The 12,481-nt window shown below is 49.8% G+C and carries 8 protein-coding genes; 1 reads left to right on the forward strand and 7 read right to left on the reverse strand.

Annotation, left to right across the window (positions count from 1 at the left end):
- Nucleotides 1-2,640 carry a type I DNA topoisomerase gene (topA, locus tag ACXAF9_RS13735; RefSeq protein ID WP_475075234.1) on the reverse strand — a complete coding sequence of 880 codons (2,640 nt, stop codon included), beginning with the start codon at nucleotides 2,638-2,640 and terminating at the stop codon, nucleotides 1-3.
- A 359-nt stretch (nucleotides 2,641-2,999) separates the two neighbouring features.
- Here topA and ACXAF9_RS13740 point away from each other — a divergent pair, with 359 nt between their 5' ends.
- Nucleotides 3,000-3,587, forward strand: coding sequence for a DNA topoisomerase I (locus tag ACXAF9_RS13740; protein ID WP_475075236.1), 588 nt, complete (start codon nucleotides 3,000-3,002; stop codon nucleotides 3,585-3,587).
- Here ACXAF9_RS13740 and ACXAF9_RS13745 read toward each other — a convergent pair.
- The 6 genes from ACXAF9_RS13745 to ACXAF9_RS13770 form a co-directional block, all read right to left on the reverse strand.
- The gene (locus ACXAF9_RS13745; protein ID WP_475075239.1) at nucleotides 3,545-6,376 is read right to left on the reverse strand and encodes a UvrD-helicase domain-containing protein; all 2,832 of its coding nucleotides are present in this window, start codon (nucleotides 6,374-6,376) and stop codon (nucleotides 3,545-3,547) included. The genes ACXAF9_RS13740 and ACXAF9_RS13745 overlap by 43 nt on opposite strands.
- A 165-nt stretch (nucleotides 6,377-6,541) precedes the next feature.
- The gene (locus tag ACXAF9_RS13750) at nucleotides 6,542-8,476 is read right to left on the reverse strand and encodes a DNA topoisomerase III (protein WP_475075241.1); all 1,935 of its coding nucleotides are present in this window, start codon (nucleotides 8,474-8,476) and stop codon (nucleotides 6,542-6,544) included.
- Nucleotides 8,477-8,485: 9 nt separating this feature from the next.
- Nucleotides 8,486-9,892: a sensor domain-containing diguanylate cyclase gene (locus ACXAF9_RS13755; protein ID WP_475075243.1), complete on the reverse strand. Its 1,407-nt coding sequence runs from the start codon at nucleotides 9,890-9,892 to the stop codon at nucleotides 8,486-8,488.
- Between the two features lie 90 nt (nucleotides 9,893-9,982).
- Nucleotides 9,983-10,846, reverse strand: a complete 864-nt coding sequence (locus ACXAF9_RS13760; protein WP_475075245.1) for a cache domain-containing protein — start codon at nucleotides 10,844-10,846, stop codon at nucleotides 9,983-9,985.
- A gap of 90 nt (nucleotides 10,847-10,936) precedes the next feature.
- Nucleotides 10,937-11,974, reverse strand: a complete 1,038-nt coding sequence (murB, locus tag ACXAF9_RS13765; RefSeq protein ID WP_475075247.1) for a UDP-N-acetylmuramate dehydrogenase — start codon at nucleotides 11,972-11,974, stop codon at nucleotides 10,937-10,939.
- Complete coding sequence (locus ACXAF9_RS13770; RefSeq protein ID WP_475075249.1) at nucleotides 11,971-12,444, reverse strand: low molecular weight protein-tyrosine-phosphatase; 474 nt, start codon at nucleotides 12,442-12,444, stop codon at nucleotides 11,971-11,973. Before ACXAF9_RS13770 ends, murB begins: the two co-directional genes overlap by 4 nt.
- Nucleotides 12,445-12,481 lie beyond the last annotated feature (37 nt).

Raw genomic sequence — 12,481 nt, forward strand, 5'->3', positions numbered from 1 at the left:
TTACTTCTTCTTGGCTTTGGGCTCTTCAATGGCCCACTTGCCGCCCTCAAAGAAAGCCTTCCAACCCGTTGCCTTACCTTCAACCTCAGTCATGACGTACTGCTCTTTGGTTTTACGGCTGTAACGAACGATCGTCTCGTTGCCTTCATTGTCATGCGTTGGCGCACTGAACAAGAAAGCGTATTTAGGGTCGATCTCTTTTTCGTGCGGCAAAAGCTCAATGATTTTCGGCGCACGCGTCTCCCGGTTTTTCGGGAACTGGCTTGCCGCAAGGAACAGACCGCTGGCACCATCACGTAGGATGTAAGTGTCTTCGACTTTCTCGCAGGCAAGTTCCGGCATCGGTACCGGGTTCATTTTTGGTGGCGCAGGCTCACCGTTTTTCAAGAGCTTACGAGTGTTTTTACACGACTCACTGGTACAGCCAAAATATTTACCAAATCGGCCATTTTTTAGCTGCATGTCCGAACCGCATTTATCGCACTCAATCACAGGGCCATCATACCCCTTGATGCGATAGCTGCCTTGCTCGACTTCAAAACCTGGGCAATCTGGGTTGTTACCACAGATGTGCAACTTACGGTTTTGGTCAATCAGGTAGCTGTCCATGGCGCTGTCGCACAGCGGACAACGGTGCTTATTACGCAAAATGCGTGATTCTTCCTCTTCGTCCGCTTCCGCGCTGACGACCTCATCCCCTGGAATCAGGTTGATGGTCTCTTTGCAGCGCTCTTTCGGCGGCAGTGCATAACCGGAGCACCCTAAGAATACGCCGGTGCTGCCGGTACGAATCATCATCGGACGCCCACACGCAGGACATGGAATATCCGTTTCCGTTGGTGAGTTTGGACGCATACCGTGCTCAGTATCCTGAGCTTCGGTCAACTTGCGGGTAAAGCCTTGATAGAAGCGATCCAGCAGGACTTTCCAATCTGCTTCACCATCGGCGATCTCATCGAGCGCATCTTCCATGCGCGCAGTGAAGCTGTAATCCATCAAGTCGGTAAAGTTCTCGTTGAGACGTTCGGTCACAATATCGCCCATTTTACAGGCGTAAAAGCGGCGGTTTTGAACCTCAACATAACCACGATCTTGAATGGTCGAGATGATCGATGCGTAAGTGGATGGACGGCCAATACCGCGCTTTTCAAGCTCTTTAACCAAGCTGGCTTCGGTAAAACGCGCTGTTGGCTTGGTAAAATGCTGTTTAGGGTCCAGCGCTTTAAGAGCCAAGACTTCACCGGCTTTCACATCCGGGAGGATCACATCCTCATCGCCTTTGCCCTTGCTTGGCATAACACGAGTGTAACCATCAAAGCGCAAAATGCGGCCTTTGGTGGTCAGCTCATAATCGCCCGCTTTTACAAAAATACGAGAGCTGGTGTACTGCGCCGGTGTCATCTGACACGCCAAGAATTGACGACGAATAAGATCGTACAAGCGCTCTGCGTCGCGTTCCATCCCGGTCAGTTGAGTGGATTCACGTTCAACATCCGATGGACGGATCGCTTCGTGAGCCTCTTGAGCGCCCTCTTTGCTGGAATAGCGAATAGGCTGCTCTGGTAAGTATTTAGCGCCGTAATTGGACTCAATGTACTCACGGCACGACGCCACTGCCTCATCAGACAGGTTGGTCGAGTCCGTACGCATATAGGTGATGTAACCGGCCTCGTATAGGCGCTGGGCTAACATCATGGTTTTCTTCACACCAAAGCCTAAGCGGGTACTCGCCGCCTGCTGCAGCGTCGAGGTAATAAACGGTGCCGAAGGCTTACTGGTGGTCGGCTTATCTTCGCGGTTGAGCACTTTGAAATCTGAGGATTTCAGCGCATCCAGGTGCTTTTGCGTTTCGCTTTCTGATTCAGGTCGAAAGGCTTTGCCAGCCGCTTTAGAGACTTGTAAGCGCAGGTCAGTATCTGGGATTGCTACGGTATCGGCGTGTACTTCCCAGTACTCTTCCGGGATAAACGCGCGAATCTCTTTTTCACGCTCTACAACCAGTTTTACGGCAACCGATTGAACACGCCCTGCAGACAGACCACGCGCGACCTTTTCCCACAGTAGGGGCGATAACATGTAACCTACAACACGGTCGAGGAATCGACGCGCTTGCTGGGCGTTGACGCGACTGATGTCTAACTGGCTTGGATCATCAAACGCCGAGGTAATCGCTTTTTTGGTGATCTCGTTAAAGACAACACGACGAAACTTGTCATCTTCACCGCCAATGGACTCTTTCAAGTGCCACGCGATGGCTTCCCCTTCACGGTCCAAATCGGTCGCGAGATAGATGGTGTCGGCATTTTTAGCGAGCTTTTTGAGCTCATCTACCACTTTTTCTTTGCCGGGGAGGATCTCATAATGCGCTTCCCAACCGTTCTCAGGATTAACACCCATGCGGTTGATCAGCTGCTCTTTTGATTTGCGCGCCTTGTACTCTGCTTTTTCATCAGGCGACATTTTGCGTGTCAGCGCCGCCTGTTTAGCACGTTCTTTCGGGTCGGTTTTCTGAGCGCTACCACTGGTTGGCAGATCTCGAATATGACCTACGCTCGATTTAACGATGTAGTCGTTCCCCAAGTACTTATTTATGGTTTTGGCTTTGGCAGGAGACTCTACAATTACGAGCGACTTACCCATCAGTCTGTGTATCCTCAAATTGGTGGCGGCAAAAAACAGCGTGCATATATAAGTGCTTAACATTACAGGGTCAAGCAACTCTACCAAAAAAAGCTGTAATCACTATAATTCAATAAAACAACAAAGCCTCGGACATCCTATACTTTAGGCGTGTTCCGAACTTGGCACGATGCGTTTACAAACATACCGTTAATGTCCGTCTGTTTCATTCCAACAGCGTTCAGAAAAAGAGGCAGCCGTTCTTGCAAACTGAATACATCTATTATCTTTTACTCATTGGCTTCATCGGCTTATGTGCCATTGGCTTGAATTATTTTATATCAAGACGTGAACACGCCGCAGAAGTCAAGGGGGATCGTTTGCGCGAATTACGAACCCAAACCTTTTATATTCTGGATACCATCGCCGCTTTAAAATCAGCCGGTTGTCGAGATGACATCTTAGATCGACTCAATCAGCACGCCCTATCGCTGATCGAAGAGATCACCCTGTTGGCGCCCGATTCGGATTTAATGACTCAGGTAAATAATCAAAAGGAGTCGGTCGACCGAACTCTGCCAGGGCAAGCCAAGTTCACCAATGATAAAGATCTCAAACGGTTCCAAATTTACATCAACTACACCGAAAAGCTGCTAAAAAAGATGCTCGACCAAAACAAAATTTCGCCCTCTCAAGCGAAAGGTTACGGTCAGGAATTGTACTGGCTCAGCATCCTTGTCGTAGCTGAAGCTCACATTCAACAAGCCCACCAGCTTTTAAATAATGGTGAGCGTTTAATGGCCTATTCCCACCTGAAACATGCCAAAGCGGTGTTGGTCCGCTCTATGGTTTCGCAGACCAAAAAGCAGCCGAAACTCGACGAGATCCAACCGCTGATTAAAGAACTTGAACCCAAGAAGACGGTTTACGAAGGCACACTTGGGGATAAAGTTTCCGACGCTGGATGAGGCTCGTTCAGTCGAACGTCGATTGTATTTTCCGTATGGGTGCACGGCGATTGCGAGTTACCATAATTGCGGCACCCCCAAAACTCGCCATATTGACCACGGCGCTTCACCATTTCTGCCCCGCACTGTGGACAGATAGGCACCGTGTGCGCACATGAGGCATCCAAACACACCTTGAACCGCCCCTGACGCACCATTGGGCTAGAGCACTTTTGACAGACACGTTCTTTGTGTTGGCAAAGCGGGTATTTACTGCACCCCAAAAACGAACCATGCTGACTGGTACGCCGAACCAGCGTTCCTGTTTTACAGCGGACACACTTCATTAAATGAAACAGGTGTTGAGTCAGATTCGTATCAAACTCCGCCAACTCGATATCGTATTTGCCTTTAATCAGCTCGATAACAAACTCAGAGGCCACTGCCATATCAGCAATCAAATAGGCTCGATGTCTAGCACGCGTAAGCGCCACATAAAAGAGTCTGCGCTCCTCGGAAAATTCAAATGTTTCTGCGTTGGGTAAAAAAGCGTCCAGCAGTGGGTGCGTCTGCTTTTTTGACGGGAACCCAAACTTCCCGGTTTCAAGCCCCAGCAAAACTACGTAATCCGCCTCTTTGCCTTTGGAGGCATGGATGGTCATAGCGCTAAGCGTTAAGTTTGGGTAACGCGCTTCCAATACCCGACGCTCGGAGTGATCCGGAAGATAAAACCCAAAACGACTGAGCACAAGCACACTGGCACCCTCGCTTGCCATCGTCGCGATGTTATCCAACACTCGCGCCAAACGGCTCTCGGTAATAGGACCGTGCTGATCGCGATTATCCGCCCTAAGCACAGATACCGACGGTTTATTCACCACGCTTTGCGTCGTTAACTCTTTGGCAAGCTGACTTGGGTTTTCAAGTACAAACCGTGTGGCCACATTACTGATGCGGTTGTTAAAGCGGAAAGTTAAATCCAGCGGCGTGATTCGGGTTGGCCCAAACACGCTCTCAAACTGGGTGGTTAAAGTAAGATCACTACCGGTAAATCGGTAGATCGCCTGCCAGTCATCCCCTACACCAAACAAGGTCGCCCCGGGGACAGAGGTTTTCAAAAGCTGTATCAATCGTGCCCTTGGCTCCGAGATGTCCTGAAACTCATCGACCAATATAAAAGTCCAAGGACTGACAAACCGCCCCGATTTCACATATTCGATCGCTTTATGGACCATGTCATCAAAGTCGATTAACCCTTGTGCTTTAAGCATCGACTCGTAGGCATCCACAATGGGTTTTAACAAGTTTAAAGCCGCCGAAACTTGATGAGGCCGCTCAGCCCCTTGGATCACCTCGACTAAACGCTCTGGCTCAAAGCCATTGGCACGGTAGCGCTTTAACAGATCCGTCAATAAAGATGAAAACGCCTGGATCGCCCCGAACTCTCTTAATGTTTCAAGGACCGCCTCAGGCGGTAATGGATCGCAGTTTATCCTAAGCGAAGACAAGGCATGATCAATCGCATTGAACAAAATCCCTTCTTGGGTTTGATAATGAAAAAGCTCGATTAACGTCGTCCCTTGAGCTTCATGAACAGAGCGCTTCCAAGCCAAGCTGTCGTTGTACTCCTGTGCATTGATGTAAGGGGCGGTGTTCCCATTGCGTTCCGTGCCAATGTACTCAATGTAGACGTCGTGTTGCGGCAGGTAGAAGTCTGGTCGGTATTGTCGATACTCCTTCGTTGCCGTGTCGTGCTGATAAGGGGGTTCGTATCGGTACTCGATCCCTTGCTTGAATAGGTAGTTGGCCACCAAGCATTCACCCAGGCTTTTTACCTGCTCGCCTTTTAAGGTTCGGATGTCATTTGCCAGCAGAAAGTCGTAATACTCACCTTCGCTTTCAAAGTCGAACTCATTCGCATCGGGGTACAGGTACTTCGCAAAATAACGAATCGCGGTTTCTTGATACTCGGGCTGTTTTAGCAGCGCCTCAAACCACTCGTTCACTTGCCATGCCAGTAACTTGTCGTCTTCAGCAAAGGGCGTAATGGATGGCTGTTTGCCTTCAACCTTGGCAATGATCTCTTTACCAAGTTTATGAAAGGTTGTGGCCATTATCCCTTTGGCATTTAACTTTGCGTCTAAACGGGTCTGCATCTCCTTTGCGGCTTTGTTAGCAAACGCAAGCATCAAAATCTGCTGCGGCTTTGCTTGACCGCTTTCGATCAGATACCCAGCACGCCCGACCATGATGCTGGTTTTGCCTGTGCCTGCGCCTGCCAGTACTAGGTTGTTTTCCTCATTGATAACGCACGCTTCACGTTGCTTTTGCGTTAACGGCTGAGACTCGACCCGATCAAAAAACGACTGGTAACGCGTAAGCTCTGCATCAATAAAAGCTTGTTGCAGCGCTTTGATATCACTTGCCTGCCAATTCGCAACGTAAGCAACCCACTCAAACGGGGTAAGATTGATCGGGCACTCTTCATCAAACTCGGGCACTTCACCAAAGGACTCGAACGCCTTTTGCGCAATCGTTTGCGCCTGCTTTGCATCCGCTTCGCGAAGATACCCTCCCTCTATGATGGTTGAGATCTGATCGACCGCGGCGTTTACATCGGGTACTAAATGCGATAAGTAGTATGATCTTATCTCTTTAAATGATTGATCTAAAAAGTTTTTTGAAAGACCATCCAGAGCAATTCGTCCCTTATCCGTGGCGAAGGTGATCGTCGAGAAAAAGGCACCGTCTTTAACGGATTGATCCCGCTTTAACGACACCAAACGGACAGGCTTTATGCGTCCATTCATGTTCAACTAAAACCCAGACGCCCCCAACGATAAGACGGCGGTTTTTGCGCCAAAGAGCGACATCAACCAATGGGGCTTAAAGCAAATTGAGTAGGTGCGCTTAGCATCCATTTTCAGAGGCATCCTATACTGGGTAAGCTAACGAACGGGACAAACGGGCTGGTTTTAACTGGCTTTCTTAGCACGGGGCTTTCGGCTGCTTTTAGACCGACGTTTCACGGCAGGTTTCCCAAGCCCTTTTAAACCTGAAAATTGACCGACCTCGACCGAGCTCATCAAGTCCGGCAAGGTGTTGATCAGAGCGCCCATAAACGCTTGGTAATTTTGCTGTTTTTCACTGATCGCACTCAGTTGCGATTCCCACTGAGCCGTCATGTCAGGTTTAACCGCCATCTCAGGAAGACTGTTAATCAACCGCCGTCCGGTCTCGGTAGAGCGTATGTTTTTGCCTTCTCGATTCAAATAGTTGCGCCGGAATAAGAGCTCCAAGATGGAAGCACGCGTGGCCTCGGTACCTAGTCCGTCAGTTTCGCGCAGTATCTTTCGGATATCCGCATCTTTCACGTAACGGGAGATGCCCGTCATCGCCGACATGAGTGTGGCATCCGTAAAGGGTTTTGGGGGCTGGGTGTGCTTTTCTTGCGACTCTCCCCTCTCACATAAGGCCATATCCCCGACCGAAAGCTTCGGTAAAAAATCCGTCAGGCCATCATCATCCGATGGGGCTGAGTCCGATTTTCGTTGCGGGAACAGCGCTTTCCAGCCCTCGATGGCAGTGACCCGAGCTTTGGCCTGAAACACGCCCCCTTCAATGATCAGCTCAATGAATCGCTCATCGTATTCAAAGAACGGAAAAAACTGGATCAGGTATTGGCGTGCGATCAGCTCGTAAACATTTTTTTCCGCTTGGCTTAACGCACCAGAGCTGGCTTTTGCCGTTGGGATAATCGCATGGTGCGCACCTACTTTCTTGTCATCCCAAGCTTTGGATTTGCGACTAAGGTCAGCCTGCTGACAATGCGGTGCTAACGGGGGTGCCAAGCGCTCAATCGCGGCCACCACACGGGAGGCTTCCTGAAAATGCTCCTTGGGCAGGTAGCGATTATCAGAGCGCGGATACGTAATGAGCTTATGCTTTTCATACAAGCCTTGGCAGACATCCAACACCGTTTTAGCGCTCATTTGAAAACGCTTGGCCGCATCAATCTGCAATGCCGACAAGTTATACGGCAAAGGCGGGGCTTGTTTCTTTCGCTGATCTTTAAACTGACTGACTTTGGCGGGTTTGCCAGTGATACGCTCAACCACATTGTCGGCCAATTTTTTATTGAGGACACGCCCCTCCTCATCCTGATGCGGCTGACAGGCTTCGCTCGGCTTCCATTTGGCTTTAAAGCGCTCGCTCGCATCGGTCACAATGTGCGCCCAGACCTCATAGAAAGGCTTTGAGACGAAGTTTTCAATGGTTTGATCCCGCTCGACCACCAAACCAAGAACCGGGGTTTGGACGCGCCCTACTGACAGAACCCCGTTGTAACCGGCTTGTCGGCCAGTGACGGTACAGAGCCTTGTCATGTTCATCCCGTACATCCAATCGGCACGCGAACGGGCCAAAGCGGATGTAGATAACGGTATAAATTCACGATTGAGTTTTAACTGATGCAGGGCTTTTTTCACCGCACTTGGGTTTAAGTCGCTGATCAATAAACGCTTGGCTTGATCTTTTTTGTAGGCGGGGACTTTTAGATATTGGATGACTTCATCCACCAGCAATTGCCCCTCACGGTCAGGGTCGCCTGCATGAACAATTTCGTCCGCTTCTTTGATCAGCTTTCTGAGCAATGTGAGTTGCTTGCGCGTATCCTTCTTGGGTACCCACTCCCACTGGCTAGGTACAATCGGCAGGTCTTCCACACACCATTTTTGATAGCGCTCATCGTAATGCTCAGGCTCGGCAAGCTCTAATAGATGCCCTATGCACCAAGAGACGACATCCCCATTGGCCAGCCGGATGCACCCGTCTTCTTTGCGATGGGGTTTCGGTAGTACATCGGCGATGGCTCGCCCAAGGCTGGGTTTTTCGGCTATGTAGAGGATCATTCAATGCGCTTACTGTTGCTCTTCCTGAGCGCGAGCGACCGTACGTTTAGCGCCCCCTTTCTCCTGCACCTTGGCCGGATTCAAATAAGGCACCACGCAATTACGCCCACGCTTTTTCGCGCCATACAATGCCATATCGGCCAGTTTAATCAAGCGCTCTTCATCGGTCTGATCCTCTGGGCTGGTGGCCAACCCGACCGATAAGGTAATCGGGCGCTGGCATTCCGGTGATGCCGCCGACGCTTTATGAATTACCTCTAACAGGCTTTTGAGCTTTTTAAACGCTTCTGCTTTACGGGTATTCGGCAAAATAACGATAAACTCTTCACCACCGTACCGGGCAATGACATCACGCGCACGAAGGTGCTTGGTGAGTTGCTCAGCGACAAACCGAAGGGCCTTATCGCCTTCGGGGTGGCCATAGGTATCGTTGTATTGTTTGAAGTGATCGATATCCATCATGGCAACCGACACATGATAGCCCTGATTGGATGATGCATGTATTTCTCGTTTTAACGTATTCCCCAAGCCCCTTCGGTTCAGCAAGCCGGTTAATTCGTCTCGGCTCGATGCCAGACTGAGCTCGGCACGTAACTTGGCGTTATAAAAATGCAAACCGATGGTGTTACACACGCCGACCACCAGTTTTTCCTCTTCGGGCGTCAACAAGGGTACTTGCTCTGCCTCCGAGCGAAGGTGTAACACCCCAAACTGAAAGTTACGGCAAAAGATGGGATAACAGGCCACAGACTTTACATGCTGATTATTGGCATGGTTACAGGTCATTGAGTGGGTGTTGGAGTGATCGATGTACGGCTGGCCACGGCGCAGTACCCAGCAATCATTTGTTTCAAATTCACGGTGGATCAGCTCCTGCCGGTCCCCCCAAGCGTCTTCCAACGTCCATTTAGAGAAGTGCTGATCGGTAAAGAGCACACCAACGGCATGGTTAGGCAGAAGCTTCCTAAGAAAACGCGTGCTGATCTGTTTGAGTTCATCCAGAGATGACACCGAGGCCATGTAATCGCCCATGCGGGTAATCAGCTCCAATTGCTCGGAGCGCTCGGTCTCTCGGTGCAAAACTTCGTTTTTTGTGGCCGACAGTAATTCGGCCATCTCTTCAGCGTGTTTACGCTCTTCTATTTCGTGTTCAAGCTGCTCGATAGTATCCGATAGCGTATTGGCCGTCTCATTAAAATGACTGCGGTAGCGATAACCAAAGATGGCCAATACGATTAGGGAGAGGGATAAAGCGATGGGCAGATCATCCAAACCCAAGACGGATAATCCGTTTAAATGGCCCACCCATAAGTGGTTTAAATTGAAAAAAGCACTCAAAACCCAAGCGCACAGAAACCCGCCGCCCGCCATCATAAGGGGCTTATGGGTTGTTACCTTGGATAACCATGACTTCATCCTGCTCACTGCCTGCACATTCCTCGTCTTTAGGTTATAGCACAAAAGGCAGCCGAAGCTGCCTTAAGGGGTATCGCACATCGATTAAGTTTATTTTTGGCGCAGCTTTTTAAAGACCACTTTTAAGCTTTTCTGCATACGACTGATCGCATAGGCCAGCTCGCCAATCTCATCTTTGGAATCGACTTTAATCTCGGTATCCATCTGCCCCAAACTCATTTGGCGTGCACTTTCGGCCAGATCACGAATAGGATTCACCATGGTACGGTTGGCAATGATGATGTTGATGATCAGCATCACAATCAGAATGACACCACCCACAATTGAAGAGGTCATCACGGTTTTCAGGATATTCGCTTCCACTTCCGCTTCCAGACGTGCCACCGCTTTGTCGATGTCATCAATGTAGAAACCGGTACCGATCATCCAACCCAACTCGTTGATGCTGGTGGCGTAACTCAGCTTTGGAAACTCCGCATCTTCAGAAGGTTTGTGCCAGCGATACTCGACAAAACCACCACCGGTACGCGCCACTTTGATCAGCTCCGCAATCACCTTGGTGCCATCGGTATCCTGCATATCGATTAGGTTCTCACCTACCAGTTGCGGTTGACCGGCATGAACCATGGTGGTGCCATCAAAGCTAAATGCAAAGATGTAGCCATCTTCATCCCCATAGCGAATGGTGGTTAGCGTGTCTTTCAAGCGCGGCAGCGCCAGCGAGGATTGCGGGTAATCCTTTAAGATAGGTCGAATCGCGGTCTCAACGATCGACATGTAATCCTTCAGCGCCGTTTCTTTATCGGCCATCATCGAGGTACGAAGTGTGTTCTTCTCCATCTCACCCGATGCTTGGATCTGAACGATCGACAAACCGGTGATGATCACAACCGCCAAGATCAAAGGTACGGCGGTCAAAATCAACATTTTTTGTTTTATTTTCAAGTTCTTCACTACGGACTCCATGCCATCTGCTTTGCTGTTCTTCTTTTAATCAGGCAAAACCTGAAATACTTGAGCATTATTATGCCGACCGGCAGAATATCACCTTAATGTGTCGCTTTGTGGAAACAATTGAGGCTCTATTTCCAAATCGATACTAAAGTTATCGCGAACGCTACTTTGGATCTCGTTGGCGAGCGCCAGAAGCTCATCCAATGTGCCGCCCCCTTGATGGGTTAACACCAAAGCCTGTTTAGGGTAGACGCCCACCGCTCCTTGCTGCTTTCCTTTCCAGCCTAAACGGTCGATTAACCAACCTGCGGCCATTTTTTTATACCCTGGCTCTGCATCAAACCCAACCGCATCAGGGTAACGGGTTTGGATCTGCTTCCAAAGCGGCGCTTCAATCACCGGGTTTTTAAAAAAGCTTCCAGCGTTCCCGATGATGGCAGGGTCCGGCAATTTGGATCGACGCATCGCACACACCGCATCAAAAACGTGATTTGTACTCGGGGATGGGTGATCAATAGCATTGGCCAAAGCCGAGTAACGGATCGGCTGCGCTTTGTTGGATCGGGTTAACGAGAAGGTCACACTCGTTACGATAAAACGCCCCGGATGACGTTTAAATAAACTGTCTCGATACCCAAAATCGCATTCCGCATTGCTAAGCGTACGCCACTGTTGCTGGGCTTGATCAAATGCACGCACACTGACCAAGCGGTCTTTCACTTCAACGCCGTACGCTCCGATATTTTGAATCGGAGCCGCACCCACATGCCCTGGGATAAGCGCAAGCGTTTCAAGACCACTTAAGCCCTGTTCAATGCTCCACGCCACCAGTGAGTGCCACTCGATGCCAGCCCCTGCATGAAGTTGAACATCATCCTGACCTTCCGTGATGGATTGCTCTTTGAGCATCGGGCAGATCACAAGGCCATCAATATGTGGACTGATTAAAATATTGCTTCCGCCACCAAGCACCGAAACGCAGAGGCCTTTCTCTTTGGCAAAGGCCAGCGCCTCGTCCACTTGCGCTTCAGATTTAGGCTCACAGTAATATTCGCAGCGCGAGTTAAACCCAAGTGTATTGCGGTGACTTAAATCGACACCCGTTTGTATGACTAGAGAATCGCTCATAATGGCTTTTGACGCTCCAAACTCATCAGCAAACCGGTGCTTGCGTTTTCAACCAGATCCAACACGTGTTCAAAGCCGGCATCCCCTCCGTAGTATGGGTCAGGCACCTCTTGCTCGACGCATTGACCGTACTCTAGGAAGAGGCGCAGTTTGGCTTTACTGCCATCTGGTCGCATCGCTTGAAGATTGGCAAGGTTCTCGCGATCCATCGCTAAAATGAAGTCAAAAGTGTCAAAGTCATCTTCGGTCACTTGTCGCGCACGCAGATGGCTTAAATCATAGCCCCGTTTTTTGGCGGCCTGAACCGATCGCGGGTCGGGTGACTTTCCAATGTGATACGCAGCGGTACCGGCCGAATCCACTTCAATCCAACTGTCCGCGCCAGCTTGCGCCACGAGCGTTTCAAAAATGCCATGGGCACTGGGCGACCGACAGATATTACCTAAGCAAACAAACAATACTTTTTTCATTATTTCAAATACTTATATAATTTTCATAAAACCAGAC

The organism is Neptunomonas sp. ABH4_499 (assembly GCF_056160565.1).